This is a genomic window from Polaromonas sp. P4_F4, assembly GCF_056401355.1.
The window spans coordinates 1-21,163 of the sequence record NZ_JBFUJO010000042.1; the positions used below are offsets into that span (position 1 = coordinate 1).

Consider the following 21,163-nt stretch of genomic DNA (forward strand, 5'->3'; position numbering starts at 1 on the left):
GCCCGGGTAGGTGATGGCCGTCAGCTTGTCCAGTGCGCTGCCGCTGTCGCCCCAGGCGTAGCCGATGGTGAAGCTCTTGCCGCTGATGACGACCGTCTTGGCTGTCAGGCGGCCCAGGGCGTCGTGGCTGTAGCTGGTCTGGCCGCTCTCATCGGTGATCTTGGTGAGCTCACCTTTTTCTTGCGGGGTGGGGCTGGCGCCGCCGTCGTATTCGAGGGTGGTGGCGCTGCCCGTGGGGTAAGTGATGGCAGTCAGACGGTCCAGGCTGTCGTAGCTGTACTGGGTTTGCTTGCCGCGGGCGTCCAGGCTGGTGAGCAGGTTGCCCTTGGCGTCATAGCTGTACTGGCTGGCGCCCGTGTCCGGGCTGCTCTGGGCGGTGACCTTGCCCAGGCCGTTGGGGCTGTAGGTCGTGCTGAGGTTGCGCGGGTCGGCCACGCTGGTCAGGCCGTCGGCCAGGTTGTAGCCGAACTGGGTGACGGTGGGCGTGGCAGAGCCGGTGTTGGGCGGCTGCTGGGTCTGGATGGGCCGGCCCAGGCTGTCGTAGTAGGTGTAGCTGGCCTGGCCGTTGGGGTCTACCACGGTGTTGATGCGCCCCATGGCGTCGTAGCCGTATTGCCAGGTCATGCCGCTGCGCGGGTTGATGCTCAGGGCCACGGCGCTGGAGTTGCTGGCGCTGTTGTTGATGTCGCCGCTGTAGGCCGCCGTCAGGCTGTGGCTGCCTTGCCCCAGGCTGTTCAGGCTGAAGGTGGCGGCGCCGCCGCTGACGCTGGCGCTGCCCAGCGTGGTGGCGCCCTCCATGAAGGTCACGGTGCCGCTGGGGCTGTAGCCGGTGATGCGGGCGGTCAGGGTGACGTTTTGCCCCACGGTGGCGGGGTTGGGCGTGACGCTCAGGGTGGTGCTGGCGGCCGAGAGGTTGACGCCCTGCGCCACGACGGCGGACGTGCTGCCGGCGTTGTTGGTGTCGCCCGCATAGACGGCGCTGAGGTTGTGGCTGCCGCCGGTGAGCTTGTTGCTGCTGAAGCTGGCGACGCCGGCCGCCAGGGTGCCGGTGCCGATCGAGGTGGCGCCGTCCATGAAGGTGACGGTGCCGCCGGGGCTGCTGCCCGTCACGCTGGCCGTGAGCGTGATGCTCTGGCCCACGTTGGAGGGGTTCAGGCTGGAGCTCAGCGCGGTGCTGGTGGCGGTCTTGTTGATGGTCTGGCTCAACGCGGCGGAGGTGCTGGTGTTGTTGTTGGYGTCTCCCGCATAGACGGCGGTCAGGCTGTGCACGCCTCCGGTGAGCGTGCTGCTGCTGAAGCTGGCGACGCCAGCCGCCAGGGTGCCGGTGCCCAGCGTGGTGGCGCCGTCCTTGAAGGTGACCGTGCCGCTGGGGCTGTTGCCGGTGACCGTAGCCGTCCAGGTGACGCTCTGGCCGTAGGTGCTTGGGTTGGCGCTGGAGGCCAGGGTGGCGCTGGTGGCGACCTTGTTGACGGTCTGGGTCAGCACGGCCGAGGTGCTGGTGTTGTTGTTGGCATCACCTGCATAAACGACGGTCAGGCTGTGGCTGCCCACCGTCAGGGTGTTACTGGCATAGGTGGCGGTGCGGCTGTTGCCGCTGCCGCCCAGGGTGCCGGTGCCCAGCACGATGGCGCCGTCCTTAAAGCTGACATCACCCGTGGGGCTGTTGCCGGTGACTGTGGCGGTCCAGGTGACGCTCTGGGCGTAGGCCGAGGGGTTGGCGCTGGAAGTCATCGCGCTGGTGCTGGTGACCTTGTTGACGGTCTGGGTCAGCACGGCCGAGGTGCTGGTGTTGTTGTTGGCATCACCTGCATAAACGACGGTCAGGCTGTGGCTGCCCACCGTCAGGGTGTTACTGGCATAGGTGGCGGTGCGGCTGTTGCCGCTGCCGCCCAGGGTGCCGGTGCCCAGGGTGGTGGCGCCGTCCATGAAGGTGACCGTGCCGGTGGGTGCATTGCCGGTGACGGTGGCGGTCCAGGTGATGCTTTGGGCGTAGGTGGCGGGGTTGGTGCTGGAAGCCAGCGTGGCTGTCGTTGTACCCTGGTTCACTACCTGAGCAAGCGCAGACGAGGTGCTGCCGGCGTTGTTGGCGTCGCCCGCATAGACGGCCGTCAGGCTGTGACTAGCCACGCTCAGTGTTGAGGTAGCGAAGGTGGCCACGCCGGCGCTCAAGGTGCCGGTGCCCAGGGTGGTGGCGCCGTCCATGAAGGTGACCGTGCCGCTGGGGGATTGGCCCGTGACGGTTGCCGTCAGTGTGATGCTCTGGCCGAAGGTCGATGGATTGGCGCTGGAAGCCAGACTGGCCGTGGTCGTGGCCTGGTTGACTACTTGAGCAACCGCAGACGAGGTGCTGCCGGTGTTGTTGGCATCGCCGTCATAGACAGCCGTCAGGCTGTGGCTGGCCACGCTCAGTGTGGATGTGGCGAAGCTGGCCACACCGGCGCTCAGGGTGCCGGTGCCCAGGGTGGTGGCGCCGTCCATGAAGGTGACCGTGCCGCCGGGGTTGTCGCCCGCGACGGTTGCCGTCAGGGTGATGCTCTGGCCGAAGGTCGAGGGGTTGGCACTGGAAGCCAGCGTGGTGCTGCTCGCGGTTTGTGCCAGCGCCGATAGCGCCGGCAGCATGAGGGCGGCAACGCACAAGGTGCGCAGCAGCCGGATGGCCGGCCCGAAGTTACTCACTAGTCCCTGAAGCTTGTTCATGTTGTACCCCTCCCGGGTGGTTGCCTCACCGCTTTTGTGGTTTGCGGTGTTTGTTGGATCTGTTATTGGTTTTGTTGCCCGGCGCCTACTGGGCGGCGCCGCTGACCTGCTGGAGCCGGTTCAGCGCATCAAACGAGCGGCTGATGCTGCGCTGCAGGGCTCCGGTGGGGTCGCGCACTTCCTCTGCGATGCGGTTGCCTACGTTGTCCAGGGTGTAGCTGATGGCGTTGCCGCGGGCGTCGGTCACGCCCACCAATCTGTGCGCCGCGTCGTAGCTGTAGCCCAGGGTGGTGCCGTCGGGCTGGCTGACCTGGGTGAGCTGGCCGACGCTGTCGTAGGTGTAGCTGGTGGTGCGCCCAACGCCCCCTGGCGCGGTGGTGGTGACGCTGGCCACCCAGCCGCGTGGGGTGTACGTGGTGTCGGTCACCACGCCCTTGGCATCGATCATCTGCCGCACCCGGCCCGCCCGGTCGTACTGCGTGAACTGGGTCACGTGACCGGCCGCGTTCGTGATGCTTTGCAGGTCGCCTACGCTGTGGCCTATGTCCGCGATGTTAAGAACCAGACCGTTATTCAGAAATTCCTGCGTGGGCGGGGTGAAGTTGGCGGTGTAACGGGCCTTGCCCTTGGTGATACGGAATTCATCGATGTAGCCGTTCAAGGCCCGGTCGACACCGATTTGCCCGCCAATGACGCGGCTCACTCCTGTGTTGGTGTACAGCGGGCTCGTCCCCAGCGCTGTCGTGACGGTGTATTTGACGCCGTTGACAAAGGCAAAGATGGAACCGCCGCTGCGCGTGATCGCCAGGTGGTACCACTGCCCATTGGTCAGGTTGGCAACGACAGGCAAGGATTGTGTCCAGCTCGTTCCGTTGGTGGACACATAGACGCCAAAGTTGCCATTGGGGTCAATGTAGACGGCCACGCCGTCATAGTAGTCCCCATTGGAATTCCAGATTCGGCTGCCATTGGTGTTGTTGGCGTTCTTGTACACGAACGTTTCAATGGTGAATTCACCTGCACCAAAAGCAAAATCAGCGTTATACGGAATGGACAGATAGTCGCCAACGCCATCAAACGCAATCGATGACCCGCCAAACTTGCTTTGCGCGGTGCTGATCCTGGCGTTGCCGCTCGGCGTCACCGTCCGGTGATAAGGACTGTCGTCAACAATTGAGGTGGCGCCATCCACACCGTTGCCGTGCAACAGGAATGGCACCATGTCGATGTCCGGGTCGTATGAGCCCGGCGGATTGCCACTGAAGGCGGTGTCGCTGTAGTACGCATAACCGGTGGTTCGGTTGTTGGCGTCCACACTGGTCAAGACTCGGCCGGATGCGTCGTAGGTGAAAGTACTCGTAGCCGTAGGGGCAGAAGGATCGGAAGTCGTATAGCCGGCATATGCTGCCGCCGGGGGCGTAAAGCTTGCGGTGTAACGAATCACACCTTGAGTAATGCGGAATTCATCGATATAACCGCTGAAGTTGTAAGGAATCCATCCATAGTCGGCGGAGCCAACATAAATGTTGGTCGTCAGCGCACTGCTGATCTGGTATGTCGTGGTCACAGACGGCAACATCACGCCATTAAGGAAAAAAGTATATGTTTTCCCCTGCTTGGTAATTGCAACGTGGTTGAACGCGCCGGCAGCAGATGCGGCTGCGGTAAAACCTGGCGTACCCGTACCAACACCCCAACCAACCCACGCACCACCAGAAAAAGCCTGGATAGACAAACCGGTCAAAACGCCCGACGAGTAAGAGGTAAGAAGTGTTCCGCCTCCTCCGCTAAACCGGTTACCAAAAATCGCCGCCGCACTCGTAGTAGGGTTGGCTGTCAAAGCAAAGAACTCAGTCGTCCAGTCGCTTTGCCAGAATGTATTCCCCGAGATGTTCGCGACGGTAAGCATCGGATAATTACTGCTGCCAAAAAGCAGCGAAGAACCACCGAACACACTTTGCACCGTACTAATTTTTGCGCTGCCGCCCACTGTTACCGTTTTAGGTGCAGGACTGCTATCAACAACTGCTGTTGAGTTGTTGTATCCATCTCCATGCAGCAATACCGTTACGGAGTTGATGTAAGGATCGACTGGCGCTGGAGGGACCGCCAGCACTTCAGCAGTTGCTTGCGAAACTTGCTTGCATACCAACGGCATGGGCTTACCGTTGGGTAAGTTGGCGGCGGTTGTACAACTGGCCGTCGAAAAGTTGAACGGATCAACCTGGCCGTTGTACACCAAGGTAGAAGTCAGACCCGGCTGGGTAACTCGGGCAGGCAGCCGCCAGTCCGGGTGCCACGATGTACTGGTCTTTCGAGCACCCACAGGAAGCGTGGCACCAGTAGGTGTCACTGTTGAGCAAGTCACCGTATTGGCAAGGCCCTCAACTCGAACAATCTCCCGATTGCTGCTGTCGTAGGCATAGCACGTGCGCTGCCCCTGAAAGTTGTCCTGCGAGAGCACGTTCCCCACCGCGTCATATACCGTGGCATTGTTGGTTTCGGCACAGCCGGATCCCGCTGGCTGCGTTTGCCCGCTCATGACCGGCATGCCATTGATACTGGCGATGCTCAAGCTACTGGAAGTCCCATTAGGTAAAGTGATAGTCACTCCCTGGGGCTCCACCCATTTATGCTCACGTGTAATCACGCTGCCAACACGATTCTCGGTAACACTTAAGAATGGTGGTGTTCCATAGCTCGCGCTATAACTGTTCACGCCACCCGATAGTTCAGTTCCGATAGCGCGGCCCTGTGAATCATAGGTGTAACCTGAAAGGCGTGAATTATTCTCATCAACGATACCTGTCACCGCCCAAACAAGATCGCTACGCTCGTACAAATAATTGCGAACCTTGCCATCAGGCCAATTGATTTGAGACAAATTGTTGTTCGCATCGTACCCAAAAGTGATAACACGTCCCTCTGGCGTGGTTAGCCGCTTGATTCGCGCAGAAATTCCGCTGCTTGATGGCTGGTCGTATTGAAACTGAACGTTGCGACCCTGGTTGTCGCTTATGCCGATTAAGAGACCGATAGATGGGGCAATGTTGATTGGCGTTGTCGAAGTACTGTATGTGTAGTTAATACTACCGCCATCCACATATGTAATGCTTAATAAATCGCCCTTCCAGCCGGTTAGCTGGTTGTACATGTCGTAAAGTTCGATGTTGCCTTTCGGATCGATGATTCGAACTTGGCTCGTTTGATTTCCCTGCCCATCCAGTACAGGAACCATTTGATCAATGACACTGGAGTTGCTTGGCGTATACACCGTCACACTGGGGTGATTGAATGTCTCAAACTGCCCGTCGCCACGATAAGCTTGAACGGAGTATCCAATGCTGGATGTTCCATTTCGCTGGATATACAAAGATTTGTGAACGGTAGATGCCCAAGTACTTCCGAACGAAGCCGCTGGGGAAGCGGCGACAGCTGCCACACCATTAATAATGGTAGGAGATGCCACATAGGGAACATTCTTGCGGCTGTCAAAAACAATACCAAGCGACTCCCTACCAACTGAAATGCCAAGATCTTCTTTTAGAATCTTGGCACCTACTAGGGGAGCGATCGGCTTTCCAAACCGGGCTTCACAGATAAGACTGTTTTTGGAGCTTGCGTTGTACCAGTGATCGTATACGGCCACACAAGCATTCAAGGATGGCGACCAATTTAGTCCATTGTTGCAATAGCATTGACCGTTGGACCCTGCGGATACCAAGTTCGCATTCAAAGAATCTCCACACCCGGCGTTTAACAACCCTCCAGTCCAAGGGCCAGAGGCCAGCAACACACCGTCACTCCGGACTTGTTTGTATGTCCCGGTAACAGAAATCGGTACAAATTGACCACCAACATTGGAATCCGGAACGGGAAGAACTGGCATGCATGAACCCGGATCAAAGGTCATCGTTGACTGCGCGTTCGAGTGAGCGGCAGCGTAGTAAGCGCACGCTTGATTTGCGACGGGAATTAACCCCGCACTATCAACGTCATAGGCATAGTAGATGTTGCCCATGCCGTCTAACATCTGGACGACAGATGCACTGTGCTGAGATTCTGGTTTACATGTTTGGTAAGTGCCGCACAGGGTCGTGGCCATCAAAGAGAAGGACCACAAGCTCATGAAACCAGCCAAGAACGCCAGGCTTGCAGCCTTGAGAATTTTCTTCCAAATCGCGATCACGAATTTTTTCCTGATTCAAGACGGTCTGCTGGCAATTGCTGCGCCGGACCATTGGTGACTATTTGTATGAGTTGGCTTTGTCCGGTGATCCGGACTACGCCTCCACGCGGATTTGGCCTGCTTGAACAGGGGTCCCGGCAGACGGGCCTTAAGGCGTTCATGGGCACCCGTGCTCACTCACAAAACCACGGTAGTGATGCGGAAATCGCTGAGCTGACATCCACCGCGCGATAAACATCCCTTCACTGCTACTGCTCCGTTCACGCGACGCACACTCTCCTTGAACATCGACACCCCGGCTTGCGCTGAAGCGTGACAGCTGAGGTTCGCATCCGAAGCGCCGGAAATTCCCTGAAAAATACTCATGCTGCGGCTTTCTGTGGTGGAGGCCCACCGTCTACAAAATTCATTTGAATCATTGCGCCGCCCCGCTGACCTGCTGGAGCCGGTTCAGGGCATCAAAGGAGCGGCTGATGGAGCGCTGCAGGGCGCCGGTGGGGTCGCGCACTTCTTCGGCGATGCGGTTGCCCACGTTGTCCAGGGTGTAGCTGACGGCGTTGCCGCGAGCGTCGGTCACACCCACCAATCTGTGCGCCGCGTCGTAGCCGTAGCTCAGGCTGGTGCCGTCGGGCTGGTTGACCTGGGTGAGCTGGCCGACGCCGTCGTAGGTGTAGCTGGTGGTGCGCCCAACGCCGCCTGGCGCGGTGGTGGTGACGCTGGCCACCCAGCCACGCGGCGTGTACACGGTGTCGGTCACCACGCCCTTGGCATCGACCATCTGCCGCACCCGGCCCGCCCGGTCGTACTGCGTGAACTGGGTCACGTGACCTGCCGCGTTGGTGATGCTTTGCAGGTCGCCTACGCTGTGGCCTATGGCATTGGGCTCTACACCCGTGAAACTTGTGCCGCCGTAGTACGCATAGGTCATCGCGCGGTTCAGTGGATCGGTACTGGCGAGCGTTCGCCCTAAGGCGTCATAAGTGAAACTCGATATGCGTTGCGCCACGCTGGCATCGATGGGTGCCGTCAGGCCAAGGCCGCCATCAACGTCCGTCGTGGCCTGCACCACCTGTTTGCACAGCATGGCTATAGGTTTGCCGTCCGGAGTCTTTGCAGCTGAGGGCGCGCAGCTGGCAACCGCATTGCCGTTGAACGGGTCGGGCTGGCCGTTGTAGATGCTCGTGGTGAGACTCAAGGGCTGTGCTTCTTTGGTCACCAGGCGCCAGTCAGGGTGCCACTGCGTGCTCACCTTGCGGCTGCCCTGTGGCAAGCTGGCATTGGCTATGAGCACGGTTGAACAGTTCGCCGTGTTGGTCAGGCCTGCGACTGCCACCGTGGGCAGGTTTCGGACCAGATCGTTAGTAAAGCAGCTGCGTTGTCCCGTGAAGTCGTCTTTGCTGGCGATGTTGCCTTTGACGTCGTAGGTCATCGTGCTGGTCGATGCGGCGCAGCCTGAACCGGCAGGCTGGCTCATGGCGGTGAGTGCCGGCATGCCAAACTGACTTTGGACACCTATGTCCACGCTGGTGCCATTGGGGGTAGTCAGCACCGTGCTTGTTGGAATCTGCCAAGTTCTGGTCCGACTGAGTACATTGGTGCCGACGTCATAGGCGTCAACCACCGATACCGAAGGTGCTTGGCCATAGCTCACGCTGAAGCGATCCACACCTCCAGAATGCTCTGTGGAGATGGCACGGCCCTGGCTATCGTAGCCAAATGTTGAGTAGCGGGTATTGTTCTCGTCGACCACCCCGGTCAGAGCCCAGGGGAAGCTGGCGTTTTCGTAGAGAAACTGGCGTATCTTGTCGTCTTGCCAGGTCAGCGATGACAGGTTGCCTGTGGCGTCGTAAGCCGCAGTGATAGTCCGACTTGTGGCGTCAGTTATTTTAGTGACGTGCTGGTCCGTACTGAGGGCGCCTGCGCTAGCGTAGTCGAACCGGATGATCCTGCCGTCGCTATCCTGAATAGATGTCAACAAACTCCCCGATGCATAGGCAAAGCTCAACACTTTGCCCTGGGCGGTGGTCAGACTGGTGAGCTGGCCTGTGGCGTTATAAAGCTCTTGGGTTCCGCTGGAAATATCTGTAAATCGATAGCCTCCCGTGATGGAGGTCAGGGTTTCGTTTCGGTTGGCGCCGGCGCTAAACACGCCGCCGCCTGTGCCAGTAAAGCTGAGGACGCGGCCGTCTCCGCGCGACAGGAGTGCAGTCTTGAGGTTTGGCGCTAGGTTGAGTTTGCGGTGCAGGTTGGTGAACCAGAGTTCGCCGAAGGAGGCCGCATGGCTGTACGCTGAGGAGATGGAGCCAGGCGCCTTGGAGACGCTGTCGTAAGTCAGGCTCAAGGCGATGCCGCCAATTTCGACTCCAGTGGCTACCTGCTCTACCTTGCTGCCCGTTAACGGGTAGATGGGGTTGCCAAAGCTGGGGTTGGGGTCTGCCGACCTCGGGCAGGCCAGGGGCAGCAGAGGCACTTGGGTGAGGTTGCTCTCTTCGCGGGATACGCACGATGGACTATTCGGCGACTGTGTGTAGCCCTCGCTTTCGTTGCAGGTGCAGCTTGTGCCTGTGAGCGTGCTGTTGGCAGGGCAGCTGTATTGAGCGGGATAGGGCGCCGCAGGTTGCCCCTCGATAGTAAGATAGGACCAGTTGTAATTGACGGTGTCCCCGGGATATGGGAAATACTTGTATTCGCACGCTGCGTAATTCTGATTCGTGGCACCGTAATAACCACGTAACTCGACCACAAGTTTGCCGGGATTAAGCGTGGCTAAAGTCTTGCCTACGCCGTAGTTGCAAGCCGCAAAAATACCAATAGTGAAAACCGTCTGTTGCGGATTGACCGCACGATTCTTGTACGCATAGCAGTTTGCGGTGCACGCCGGAGTCGCCACAGTAGCAGAAAATGAGGCCCATGCCCTCAGTGGAAAGCCAGTCAGAAGCGCCAGCAGTGAGGCGATACACAGCCATGCTGCGAACGCCTTGCTGATGCGACTGCTTCTTTTTAATTCGACCAATTGGCTGCTCCCGTAATTTGTTGCAAGCGGTTCAGGGCATCAAAGGAGCGGCTGATGCTGCGCTGCAGGGCGCCAGTGGGGTCGCGCACTTCCTCCGCGATGCGGTTGTCCACGTTGTCCAGGGTGTAGCTGACGGCGTTGCCGCGGGCGTCGGTCACGCCCACCAATCTGTGCGCCGCGTCGTAGCTGTAGCTCAGGCTGGTGCCGTCGGGCTGGCTGACCTGGGTGAGCTGGCCGACGCCGTCGTAGCTGTAGCTGGTGGTGCGCCCCGCTCCTCCAGGTGCGGTGGTCGTGACGCTGGCCACCCAGCCGCGCGGCGTGTATGCGGTGCCAGTCGCCACGCCTTTGGCATCGATCAACCGCGCCCAGAATAAAGACCGCAGTCGACTCACCCGCATCGTGCCCGATGCAAGCGGAAGTGATAAGCGCATTGATTTCTCCCCGCCCCATTTTTTTATCTCGCCGAGTTAGGCGAATGTGCGTCGCAGTCTAGCGGTGGGGTGCGGTTCTGTCGCCCTCTATTTGGAGGGCAGTGTCGCGTCGGAGCCACTGCAGCAAGCTCCGCGCTCGGGACTACCGCATCGAGCGGCTATGCGGAGGGCCAAGACCACCGCCGAACGAACGGCTTAGCTGCCTACATTCCCGGCTTACCACTAAGCCCACAGGTCCAACTCAGCATCGACTACAAACCCAGTCCCTGGCGGAAACAACCCCCTGCACCTCAACAACCAGCGTGCATAGCGGAAAAAGAACACTAAAGAGGTATCGCTTAATAAAAGGCCCCCCAGTTAGAGGATGTCAGTCTTTCGCCATTCAAGTACAGTCCTACGCATTCATCACCGCGCAAATAATGCGCAATTGATTTGGCGACAATGGTGCGGAGACTAGGAACAGAACTTGCTGACCTCTTGGTCGGAATCAGGGAATTGACGAAGTCGTCGTTTTATCGAAAAAAAAAGAGATTCATGAGCGATATAAAAACCGACGAGCAGGCAACGAATCGTGCAACTATTGAAACCCCCACCAGCGCAGGCATCGATAAAGAACTGACCCCGCAGGCGACGCGGATCCAAGAGAGCCACTACCGCCGCCGTGCCAGGCCCACTTACTTGAAGTGTGGTGACCGCAACCGTTTACTCGGCGGTTTTACTCTGCTCGAATTGCTGGTAGTGATCGTCATCATCGGGCTGCTCACCGGCTTGGTAGCGCCACGGTTTTTCGATACGGTTGCGAAGTCCAAAGTCAAAGTAGCACGCGCCCAAATGGACGCCCTCGAAAAAGCCTTGGATCAATACCGACTGGAAGTTGGCGGCTTCCCCACCCCTGAGCAGGGCCTGGAAGCGCTCATCTCGCAGCCACCAGGCGTACCCAGATGGCAGGGTCCCTATCTCAAGAAGGGGGTGCCCCTGGATCCCTGGGGACACGCCTATATTTACAAGCTGTCTGAATTGCAACGCGACGTGGATCTCATTTCGCTGGGCTCCGACGGGCAACCCGGCGGCAGCGGTGATGCCAAAGACATTGCGCTGTCGTCACCCGAATGACCGCCGCTCATTTACCTGCACCGCCTGGCATCGATGAGCGCTACCGCTTTTAACGTCGTTGTCATGGACCCTCGGGGCCGCGTTTCGACGCAGCAAGTCGAGGCCACGAGTGTCGAGCAAGTCCATCAAATGGTCAGTGGCCGCGGCCAGGTCGTTCTCCAGTGCGAGGTGGTAAAAGCCGTCGGCGCTCCCCTGTTCGGGAAYGCTCGAAGGCTCTTTKYCRCGAAAGCGGCRACGATWGACACSGTCGCTTTTTCGCAAGACCTGGCCACCCTCATGGAGGCCGGCGTGACRGTGAAGGAAGCCATTAATGCCCTGACGCGCAGGGAAACCKCCCCCTCGCGCCGCCAWATCCTKAACCAGCTCAACMTAGCGGTATCCGAGGGGTTTTCCTTCTCTGTCGCGTTGGAGCGTACCCAGGTGTTTCCGGAGTTGTTGGTCGCCACCGTGGCGGCCAGCGAACAAACGGGCGACCTGGCAACGGGCCTGTCACGCTACGCCAAACATCAGCAAAGCCTGCGCACCGTGCGTGACCGGGTCATCGGCGCATGCGTTTACCCTTTGCTCCTGTTGGCTGTCGGGTCGCTGGTCGTTGTCCTGCTGCTGGGGGTCGTCGTTCCCCGCTTTGCAACGCTCATCGAAAGCAATGGCCGAGAACTTCCCTTCCTGTCAAAGCTGTTGATGGCTTGGGGGCAATTTGTCGACGCTCACCCTCTCATACCCATGCTCATGTTGGTGGCCATGAGCGGAGCCGCTGCAACCCTGGTGATGCAGTGGAAAAAACCCGAAGTACGCAAAAAAATGCTGGAGAAGATACCTGGCGTTTCCAAGGTGGTACGTGAGTTCCAGCATCTTCAGATGTACAGAACCACACCCGCCCGGGCCAACCAATCAGTTTCCTACTTACGTAAACACCTTATTACCGTAAGTAGGCAAGTTTTCAGTGATCAGTCTCCCGACTTCTGGGAGGACAAGGTGCTTATTCGTAACCCATTGCTGTGCGTGCCGTGCTTGGCTCCTGCAATGCCATTGAAGATTCGACATCAGACCTTTGACTGATGATGACCTTAACTCCTTGTACTCCGCGAACCGATCCGGTATCCTGCCGCAAGGGAGGAGATAGCCATGACGCACGCGGACACACGACCATATTTTCGCTTTACTGGAAAAGGACGACTTGAAAAGTCGATCAACTCGCTGCTGGGTCTTCTAGAAGGAATTGCGATTGATGGTGAGGTCAACATGAGTGAAGTCGCACTGCTAAAAATTTGGCTGGAGGACCATCATGAGGTTCGCGATCGGCATCCGTTCTCGGAATTGATTCCTGCAATTGAGGGTGCCGTCTGCGACGGTGTGATCGACGCGGAAGAACGCGCTGACCTCACTTGGCTATGCGAGCGATTGCGAAGCACGGAGTTTTTCGACATGGTCACCGCGGACCTACAGCGCCTGCACGCGCTTGTGGGCGGTATTGCTGCCGACGGAATCGTAACTGAGGCCGAGCTTCGCGGATTGTCGACTTGGCTGAATGACCACGAACACTTGAAGACTTGCTGGCCTTACGACGAGATCGAAAGCCTTACCACTCAGGTACGTGCGGACGGTCGAATTGATGAGGCCGAGCAGAAACTGCTGCGTCACTTCTTTAGCGAGTTTCTGGCAGTGCTCGATGAACGTACCATCGTCAGCCCGCTGATTCACGAGAAGGCTGATCTGCAGATAGGGGCCCTCTGCGCGATAACGCCAGAGATTAAGTTTCCCGGTTCGACGTTTTGCTTTACTGGCGTCTCAGCCAGGCTGAAACGAAGCGAATTTGAGGGACTCGTGCGGAGCCTGGGTGGTGAGCCTCATTTCGGAGTGACGGCAAAACTGCAGTTCCTGGTCATCGGAGCGGGAGGCAACCCGTGTTGGGCGTATGCCTGCTACGGACGCAAGGTGGAAAAGGCTGTTGAACTACGCAAAAAAGGTATCCGTGTGATGCTGGTACATGAAAATGACTTTCACGACGCCGTACAGGACGTCTAAAGCTACACGCGCCTGTTGACAGGCATCGTGCCTTCGCGCGGCACCTCGAATGGTCGGTCGACAGCTTTGAGCGGCACTGCGCCCACTGCCAAAGCCCTCTCTATCTCAATCGATCCTCCCTGCGTAGCGAGCAAGCCCTGGAGCTTGCCGAAGTCACCGCACCACATAGTCTCAACGTCGCGGTCACTCGATGTGTCTCGCTGAGCGTCGAAGGCAACGGCGCGAGCTTGCAGTCTTTCCACATCTGCTGCGCTGGAAATTTCAGCACCGTAGTCGGCCAAGCTTGGCTTTCGCAGGATGACGCGTCCCTTTTTCGCCCATGCGGTGCTCATTCCCTCTCGGACCTCATAGCCAAGCGAGGACAAACCAGCCAGGATTGCCGATCGCCTTGCGTCAGCTGCCTCACGTGTCAATATTGCCTTCAATGCCTTGCGGGCAGAAGAAATAAGGGTCGGCAACGCGGTGTAGTTACCCTCAGCGATGGCAGCTTGCGGACCTTTCTGTGCGGCAATGAGGCTGACGTCATCGACCGCGCGAATCACGGCATCGATCTTTTCGTCGATCACGTCCACGAGCAGGTCGGTGAAATCGAGAACGAGTTTGATCTGGAGATAGGCCTGCAGGAAGACGCTCCGCACCGGCATCATCAGCATGCCCGCAAGCGGCAAGCTGACGCGCAGCCCAGCAACTTTAATTGCGGACATCTACATCCGATGTGTTCGGAACACTAGCACCATTCTACAAATCGTTGGCCAGCTCTATGATCCGCGTCACCCTGCCACCGAGCTTGTTTCGGCCCGTCGCCGAGACCCGTTTGGAATCTGGGCGCTCATCAATTTCGAGAAATGGAGATTCAGTTGAACAACACGCTCTACGACTATTCACCGATCATCGCTCGTCCCAAACTAGCTTTTCCCAACGGCGCTCGTATCGCGTTTTACGTCGGTGTGAACATCGAGCACTATGAGGTGGACAAGCCCTCCACCAGCATCTTCGGAGGCACGGCGCACCTCAAGCCCGACGCGCTGAACTACGGCTGGCGCGACTATGGTCCACGCGTCGGCATCTGGCGCATGATCGACACCCTCGACAAGTACAAGATGCGGGCGTCGGTTCTCCTCAACTCGGATTGCTGCCGGCACCATCCCCAGATCATCGAAGCGGGAAAAGCGCGCGATTGGGCTTGGGTCGCCCATGGCAAGAACAACTCGATCTTCCAAGCCGATATGACGGTGGAGCAAGAGCGCAGCTACTTGGCAGACGTCGTCAAGACAATCACCGACGCCACCGGCAAGCAGGTCAATGGCTGGATGGGGCCGGCCCTCACGGAAACATTCGACACCCCGCGGCTAGTCAAGGAACTGGGGCTTTCCTACGTGCTCGACTGGTGTGCGGACGACCAGCCATTTCCCCTCAACGTCGAAGGAATGATGTCGGTACCGTATTCGCTCGAGCTCAACGACATTCAGATGTTCCTCGGCAAGAGCCTGTCTGGGGACGATTTCTACCGGATGGTGATCGATCAATTCGATCAGCTCTATCAGGAAGCGGAGCACTCAGCCAAGGTGATGGCGCTTTGCCTGCATCCCTTTGTCATCAACCAGCCCTCTCGTCACAAGTACCTCGAGAAAGTACTTCAGTACATCACGGGGCACGAGGGTGTTTGGTTGACCACGAGCGACGATATCGCGGCCCACTACGCCAAGAGCTCTCACTTCGCGGAATTGAAACCCTGATGCGGCCAAGCCTCGCTGGGTCGAGGCTAATGAGACAGCGGGGCAACCCGCTTCCACCGCACGGCCAGGTCGTCATCGCATTCACGACATGATCGATGAATGTCCACCGCGTGGGCACCGCAGAACGGAGTGACCTCCTGCAGGCGATGGCATGTAGTTTGCAGGATTGTTCAGATAGCTTCGTTACATCCAATAAGAAATACAGGAGACTCACCATGATCGAGAAATATTTTTGTTCTCTAGCGGCCCGCTCTGTAGTCGCCGTACTGGCGCTAGCCGCCGGTAGTGCCGAGGCTGTGGACTGGAACGGCTACTTCCGCGCCGGCCCGGGTCTGACCAGCACCGCCAATGCATCGCGCGGCTGCTACGCTCTCAACGGCGGCGGCGCGGGCCTAAAGTACCGGCTGGGCAACGAATGCGATTTCTACGGCGAGTTCCAGCTTTCGCAAGGCTTCAAGAAGGACGACATCGACTACAAAGTCACGTTGATGGCTACCCACTACACGGCGGCCACCGACACCAATGGCAGCGGCTTCAGCATCGAACAGATGTTTTCCGAGGCGAAAGGATTCGACGTCGCGCCCGATGCTACTTTCTGGATCGGAAAGGAGCGCGGCAGGCGGGGCTATGTGTATATCGTCGACACCCAATTCATCGAGATGGCCGGCGTCGGTGCCGGCTTCAAAGGTCAGCCGATAGGGCCCGGCAAACTGGGCGCAGCTTACTACAAGACCGATGCCAACGCCGCTCGGCCCGGCAACCGTTTCAATCTCGAATATGTCGACCTGCCCGCTGGCCCCAATGGCACGCTGCACTTCTTCGCCACCGCGACCAAGGGCGATTTTTCCGGCGGCACCAAGGGCCTGGGCCTCTCGGCGCGCTACGACCAGGGCAAGCTATTCGACACCTCCTTGAGCAACATGCTGCTCCTGCAGTACGCTCAAGGCTCCACTGGGCTCAATGCCAACTTTGGCGATCTTACAGCCGGCCCTCGCGCTAAGGGCTGGCGCATCGTGGAAGTCATCAGCGGGCAGAGCGGCGCCTTGGGCGCCCAAGCCATGGCGCTGCTTGCTCGCGAGACAAGCTCCTCCGGCGTGGCGACTGATTCCGCCAGCGCTGGAGGCCGGCTGTCGTATGCCTTCACGCGACACTTCAAGCTCGTCAGCGAGCTCGGCGTGTCCCAGTACAAACCCGACGGCGGCGACACCGCGCGCCTGACCAAACTAACGATCGCGCCGACGTTGGCGGTGGGAGCAGATTTCTGGGCTCGACCCGAGTTCCGTCTGTATGTGACCAGAGCCAAGTGGAACGGCGCTGCCGGCAACGTCACGGGCCAGGTCGCCTTCGCGGACAGGACCTCGGGCACCAGTTTTGGCGCCCAACTCGAAGTGTGGTTCTAACAACCTATTTAACGGAGACAAAACATGAAAATACAACAACTAACCCCGGCGCTTGTGCTCGCGATGGTGTGCGCCGGCTCCATCGGTAACGCAAGCGCAGCCGATGCCGGACTCGAGCGGGCCAGGGCAACGCTGGTGCGCTACAGCGGAAATCCCGAATTCGTCGCCCCGGGCGAGGCTTTCGACGCCAAGGTATGCGCCTCAGGCAAGAAGATCCTCGCGATCCCCTTCACCAGCGCCAATCCGTTTCTCAAGGGCATTACTGACAGGATGAAGCGGGTGGGCTCCGAGCTGGGCCTAACCGTGACGGAGTGGGAAAACCAGGGCCAGCCCAATCAGCACACACAGGGCGTCAACTACGCAATCCAGGCCAAGTTCGACATGATTACCCTGCCGGCGGGAATCGACCCGAACGCCTTGGGCCCGTCGCTGCGCGCCGCCAAGGGTGCGGGCGTCAAGGTGGCGACCACACATTTTTACGACCCCGGCATGGTGCAGAATTCACTGCTCAGTAGCTCGCTCACCATCGGTTTCAACGAAGTCGGCCGCATACTCGCCGACTGGAGCATTGTGCGAACTGGGGGGAAGGCGAACATCATTATCATCAAGAGCGACGACGCACCGCCCACAGGTGCGATGGTAAGGGGAATAACCGAGCAGCTCGCCGCCAACTGCCCGACTTGTAAGATCACGCAACAGATCAATGTCGGCCTTGCCGAATGGGCAACTAAGATCCAGCCGTCTTTGCAGGCCGCTTTGCAGGCGCACCCGGAAGTGAATGTGGTGCTGCCGATCTATGACAGCATGTCGCAATTCGTTGTGCCGGCGGTCGCGCTGACGGGACGGGCGCAGACGGTCGCCGTAGGCACTTTCAATGGCACGCCCTTCGCTCTCGACTTCGTGCGCAACGGCAAGGTCGATCTCGACATCGGTGAGAGCCTCGACTGGATCGCCTACGCTACGATCGACGGGCACCTGCGCGACTTGTGCGGTTTGCCAGTTCCCAAGTCGCTCAACGTCCCCTTCTATCTATTTGACAAAAGCAATGTGACCGCCGCCGGCGTTCCCGCCAGCTTCGACAAGGGATACGGCAACGCTTATATCAGCGGGTTTCGCACGTTATGGAAGCTGAGCCGATGACCGCGCCGACGCCTGTCCTGGCGATCCAAGGACTGAGCAAGACCTTCGGCGGGGCACGAGTGCTGCAGAGTGTGGACCTCACGATCAACCCTGGTGAAATTCTTGGCTTGCTGGGACGCAACGGCTCCGGAAAATCGACGCTGGTCAAGATTCTCGCAGGTGTGCTTGCGCCGGATCCGGGCGCGGTGATCACATTCGATGGCAGAGCCACATCCCTGCCGTTCGCGCCCGGAGTTTGGCGTGCGCTCGGCCTGCGCTTCGTGCACCAGAACCTGGGGCTGACGCCCACGCTGACCGTACTTGAAAACCTCTACATGAGCGAGCTGGCCCAAGAGGGCGGCAGCTACATCGATTGGCGCCGATTACGAACGCGGGCGTCACAACTGCTGGAGGCCTATGGCTTGCATTTTTCCCCGGCCACGCAGGTCGAACGCCTGTCTCCTGTCGAGCGCGCCCAGCTTGCCTTAGTACGGGCCTTCGCCAACCTCGACGAGACAGCGCCGCCGCCGCGCCTCATCCTACTGGACGAGCCAACCCCTTTTCTGCCGCAGTCGGACGTGGAACGGCTCTTCGCACTAATGCGGCGAGGCGTTGAGCGCGGTGCAAGTATCATGTTCATCACCCATGACGTCGACGAAGTGATGACGATCACCGACCGGGTCGCGGTGCTCCGCGATGGTGCTCTGGTCGGCACCGGGCGCACCGCCGATGTCGGTCGCGCAGCTATCGTCAAAATGATCGTGGGCGAGACCGTCGCGCAGGGCCGCCTCGACAGTCATCAAAGAAAAGGGCAGCCGGGCGCGGCTATCACCGTGCAGGCCGCCTGCGCACGCCGCCTGGCGCCGACCGATCTCGACCTGCGTGCAGGTGAGATCGTCGGACTGACGGGTCTGGTCGGCTCGGGCTACGAAATGCTGCCGCAAGTCCTGTTCGGGGCCAGGGCCGCCGCCTCGGGAACTCTCACATTTGCGGGCGAGGCGCCGTTGTTGCTTCGCGGCCTGACTTCGTCGATGGCGATCGACCGGGGCGTCGCGTTCGTGCCCGGGGATCGCCTTGGCGCAGGATGCATCGGTGCCCTCAGCATTGCGGATAATCTCTTTTTTCCAAGCCTTTGCGAGTTCACGGGACGCGGACGCCTTGACCGCGGACGCATGATGCGGGAAGCACAGGGTGCCTGCGATGAGTTCGGAATCAGGCCGGCCACGCCGGGCGCCCCAGTCAACACATTGAGTGGTGGCAATGCCCAGAAAGTCCTCATGGCACGCTGGCTCCGTCGAACGACGCGGCTTCTGCTGGTGGTCGAACCGACCCAGGGAGTGGACGTGGGGGCCCGGCGTCAAATCATGCAGACCCTGCGAGAGGCGGCGGACAAGGGCACCTGTGTCGTGTGCGCGACCTCGGACGCCGAACAACTGGCCGATCTCTGCGATCGCGTGGCCATCTTTGCGCAGGGACGATTGCGTCTCTGGCTGTCACGCGAGCAGCTTTCAAAGACTGCGGTGGTCGCGGCTTGCTACGCGGCGTCTGACTCGAGTCAAATCACCGAGGAGCAGAGCGCATGAGACCCACGCCTTCCGGCTTGCGCGCCGCACACCACTGGGCACAGCGCGCCGAGCGCTTCGTCCTCGCCTTCACCTGGGCCGCGGTCGTGCTCGGCTTTTCTCTCGCGCTGCCCGGCATGTACTTCACCTGGGGCAATTTCTCGGTCATGTTCGCCACCTGGGCACCGTCGGCCGTCCTGGCGCTCGCGATCATCATTCCCCTCACGGCCGACGAATTCGACCTCTCGGTGGGGGCCACGCTCACGCTCTCCTCTTGCATCGTCGGCGTGCTCAACGTCTGGCTCGGGGCGCCTCTCTGGTTCTCAGTCTTAGCCGCGCTAGCCGCGGGCTGCCTGGCCGGGTTGGTCAATGCGGTGCTAGTGATTCGGCTGCGCGTCCCTTCCCTCGTGGCGACGATCGGGACAACCTCGCTGATGGCCGGCGTAGTGCAATGGATGACGAACTCGTCGACCATCAGCGGTATCGACGACAGGCTGATCGCAGTTGCGACCGGGCATTGGCTCGGCATTCCCAACGTCTTTCTCATCGCATTAGTGACGGCCGCGGCGATCTGGTATTTCTTCGAGCTCACGCCGTCCGGCCGACGCCTGCTATTCGTCGGTCGCGGCAAGGAGGCCGCCCGGCTGAACGGCGTCAATGTGGATCGCAGCCGACTCTTCGCGTTCGTAGCCTCCGGCGGCTTGGCAGCCTTCGCCGGCGTGCTTTACGCGGGGCTTCTCGGTTCGGCCGACCCGTACTCAGGGATGAACCTGCTGCTTCCCGCCTTCGCCGCCGCCTTCCTCGGTGCGACCGCCTTCACGCCGGGTCGGTTTAACACACCTGGAACCATCTTTGCTGTGTATTTTCTTGGAAGCGGCGTGACGGGCTTAACGATGCTGGGCATTCCGATCTGGGTGACCAGCATCTTCAACGGCCTCGCGCTCATTACCGCCGTCGCCCTGTCGCAATGGGCACGCAGGCAGTTCGTCGGAGGCGACGACGAATGAGCTTGCCGGGCAGACTCGATCGCACGCTGACATTTCATATATCCATGGGAAGGAATGCAGAGATGTTTTGCGCGCGACTGGTGGTTCAATTCTTGTGTCCTAGCATCGCTGAAATACAGGTTGGGAATTTACCCGTTTTCGTACCCATATTTCGGCTTTCAGTTCACGCAGGCTTACGATCCACCCCCAACGCTCCTACGAGGTGTCGCACAACGGCGTTGATGCTCGCAGCGAATCAGCACTGATGTGAATGGGTGGCCGCAAAGCGGAAGTGCAAAATTCTTCATCTAAGGGAGAGCAATTCTCAATGCGAGACGTTACTCGGAAGTGAATCCATTGCTCAGTTTCCAGCGAGGCTCGCCTCTTTGGCCCCGACGCCAGTTACGATGAAATCACGTTGAAAGACAGCACGATCGTATATATCCAATACGAGGCTGACGAAAAATGGAAGTCATCCTACGGAACCTGGGAGGTCAATCTTGTCAAACTATTCTGCTTGAGACTTACGTAAAGGTTCAAAACCGATCGCTTGTTAACAATCAGCTGAAGGATGCACAGATTGACGTGAGGTATTGGCGCGGCCATGGCCAATCCAGCAACGATGCCTGCTTCTTCAAAGCGCAGAGAGCCTGAAAGACGCAATGCCCAGCAACGAAGAAATCCGAAATTAGCAAATAGTGCTTTGCGAAATCAGTCGTTAAGATGCTCAGTAAATCGCGACCACCAGCTCGGGCACAGCGGTGAACAAATCAGCCTCCAGCCCGTAATCAGCAACACTGAAAATCGGTGCCTCGGGGTCCTTGTTGATGGCGACGATGACCTTGCTGTCCTTCATGCCGGCCAGGTGCTGGATGGCGCCCGAGATGCCGGC

The 21,163-nt window shown here is 59.2% G+C and carries 14 protein-coding genes and 1 pseudogene; 8 read left to right on the plus strand and 7 right to left on the minus strand.

The features are described from left to right. From AC1DUR_RS24790 to AC1DUR_RS24810, 5 genes are all read right to left on the minus strand, one after another. A partial coding sequence (locus AC1DUR_RS24790; protein WP_477722297.1) for a beta strand repeat-containing protein occupies window positions 1-2,697 on the minus strand: 2,697 nt, incomplete at its 3' end. Between the two features lie 85 nt (window positions 2,698-2,782). Continuing rightward, window positions 2,783-6,886 (minus strand): LamG-like jellyroll fold domain-containing protein, encoded by a 4,104-nt coding sequence (locus AC1DUR_RS24795; RefSeq protein WP_477720818.1) that lies wholly within the window; start codon window positions 6,884-6,886, stop codon window positions 2,783-2,785. Between the two features lie 177 nt (window positions 6,887-7,063). Then, the gene (locus AC1DUR_RS24800) at window positions 7,064-7,252 is read right to left on the minus strand and encodes a hypothetical protein (RefSeq protein WP_477720819.1); all 189 of its coding nucleotides are present in this window, start codon (window positions 7,250-7,252) and stop codon (window positions 7,064-7,066) included. A 49-nt stretch (window positions 7,253-7,301) separates the two neighbouring features. After that, window positions 7,302-9,356, minus strand: coding sequence for a hypothetical protein (locus AC1DUR_RS24805; protein ID WP_477720820.1), 2,055 nt, complete (start codon window positions 9,354-9,356; stop codon window positions 7,302-7,304). A 530-nt stretch (window positions 9,357-9,886) separates the two neighbouring features. After that, window positions 9,887-10,330: an RHS repeat domain-containing protein gene (locus tag AC1DUR_RS24810; RefSeq protein ID WP_477720821.1), complete on the minus strand. Its 444-nt coding sequence runs from the start codon at window positions 10,328-10,330 to the stop codon at window positions 9,887-9,889. 678 nt (window positions 10,331-11,008) lie between these two features. Here AC1DUR_RS24810 and gspG point away from each other — a divergent pair. The 3 genes from gspG to AC1DUR_RS24825 all read left to right on the plus strand — a co-directional run bounded on the left by gspG (window position 11,009) and on the right by AC1DUR_RS24825 (window position 13,468). Continuing rightward, window positions 11,009-11,443 carry a type II secretion system major pseudopilin GspG gene (gspG, locus tag AC1DUR_RS24815; RefSeq protein WP_477720841.1) on the plus strand — a complete coding sequence of 145 codons (435 nt, stop codon included), beginning with the start codon at window positions 11,009-11,011 and terminating at the stop codon, window positions 11,441-11,443. A gap of 129 nt (window positions 11,444-11,572) precedes the next feature. Further along, window positions 11,573-12,502 carry a type II secretion system F family protein gene (locus AC1DUR_RS24820; protein WP_477722300.1) on the plus strand — a complete coding sequence of 310 codons (930 nt, stop codon included), beginning with the start codon at window positions 11,573-11,575 and terminating at the stop codon, window positions 12,500-12,502. Window positions 12,503-12,568: 66 nt separating this feature from the next. Then, window positions 12,569-13,468 (plus strand): BRCT domain-containing protein, encoded by a 900-nt coding sequence (locus AC1DUR_RS24825; protein WP_477722298.1) that lies wholly within the window; start codon window positions 12,569-12,571, stop codon window positions 13,466-13,468. A 2-nt stretch (window positions 13,469-13,470) separates the two neighbouring features. Here AC1DUR_RS24825 and AC1DUR_RS24830 read toward each other — a convergent pair whose 3' ends face one another. Further along, a complete protein-coding gene (locus tag AC1DUR_RS24830; protein WP_477722299.1) occupies window positions 13,471-14,172 on the minus strand; it encodes a hypothetical protein in 702 nt (233 codons plus the stop codon). Window positions 14,173-14,325: 153 nt separating this feature from the next. On the opposite strand from AC1DUR_RS24830, the gene AC1DUR_RS24835 reads away from it, so the two are divergent. The 5 genes from AC1DUR_RS24835 (at window position 14,326) to AC1DUR_RS24855 (ending at window position 20,292) form a co-directional block, all read left to right on the plus strand. Further along, entirely contained in the window at window positions 14,326-15,204 is an 879-nt protein-coding gene (locus AC1DUR_RS24835; protein ID WP_477720834.1) for a polysaccharide deacetylase family protein, read from the plus strand. A 215-nt stretch (window positions 15,205-15,419) separates the two neighbouring features. Beyond that, complete coding sequence (locus AC1DUR_RS24840) at window positions 15,420-16,604, plus strand: carbohydrate porin (RefSeq protein ID WP_477720835.1); 1,185 nt, start codon at window positions 15,420-15,422, stop codon at window positions 16,602-16,604. A 24-nt stretch (window positions 16,605-16,628) separates the two neighbouring features. Further along, entirely contained in the window at window positions 16,629-17,744 is a 1,116-nt protein-coding gene (locus AC1DUR_RS24845; protein ID WP_477720836.1) for a sugar ABC transporter substrate-binding protein, read from the plus strand. Continuing rightward, window positions 17,741-19,306 carry a sugar ABC transporter ATP-binding protein gene (locus AC1DUR_RS24850; RefSeq protein WP_477720837.1) on the plus strand — a complete coding sequence of 522 codons (1,566 nt, stop codon included), beginning with the start codon at window positions 17,741-17,743 and terminating at the stop codon, window positions 19,304-19,306. The genes AC1DUR_RS24845 and AC1DUR_RS24850 overlap by 4 nt, the downstream gene beginning before the upstream one ends. Next, entirely contained in the window at window positions 19,303-20,292 is a 990-nt protein-coding gene (locus AC1DUR_RS24855) for an ABC transporter permease (protein ID WP_477720838.1), read from the plus strand. Before AC1DUR_RS24850 ends, AC1DUR_RS24855 begins: the two co-directional genes overlap by 4 nt. 706 nt (window positions 20,293-20,998) lie before the next feature. Here AC1DUR_RS24855 and AC1DUR_RS24860 read toward each other — a convergent pair. Beyond that, window positions 20,999-21,163: pseudogene (locus AC1DUR_RS24860) on the minus strand (electron transfer flavoprotein subunit alpha/FixB family protein); the annotation flags it as partial.

What these genes read in the sequence shown, in the direction of transcription:
- AC1DUR_RS24830 (WP_477722299.1), bottom strand. Translation starts at nt 14,172, where the DNA reads ATGTCCGCAATTAAAGTTGCTGGGCTGCGCGTCAGCTTGCCGCTTGCG.
- AC1DUR_RS24850 (WP_477720837.1), top strand. Translation starts at nt 17,741, where the DNA reads ATGACCGCGCCGACGCCTGTCCTGGCGATCCAAGGACTGAGCAAGACC.
- AC1DUR_RS24800 (WP_477720819.1), bottom strand. Translation starts at nt 7,252, where the DNA reads ATGAGTATTTTTCAGGGAATTTCCGGCGCTTCGGATGCGAACCTCAGC.
- AC1DUR_RS24810 (WP_477720821.1), bottom strand. Translation starts at nt 10,330, where the DNA reads ATGCGCTTATCACTTCCGCTTGCATCGGGCACGATGCGGGTGAGTCGA.
- AC1DUR_RS24840 (WP_477720835.1), top strand. Translation starts at nt 15,420, where the DNA reads ATGATCGAGAAATATTTTTGTTCTCTAGCGGCCCGCTCTGTAGTCGCC.
- AC1DUR_RS24825 (WP_477722298.1), top strand. Translation starts at nt 12,569, where the DNA reads ATGACGCACGCGGACACACGACCATATTTTCGCTTTACTGGAAAAGGA.
- AC1DUR_RS24845 (WP_477720836.1), top strand. Translation starts at nt 16,629, where the DNA reads ATGAAAATACAACAACTAACCCCGGCGCTTGTGCTCGCGATGGTGTGC.
- AC1DUR_RS24855 (WP_477720838.1), top strand. Translation starts at nt 19,303, where the DNA reads ATGAGACCCACGCCTTCCGGCTTGCGCGCCGCACACCACTGGGCACAG.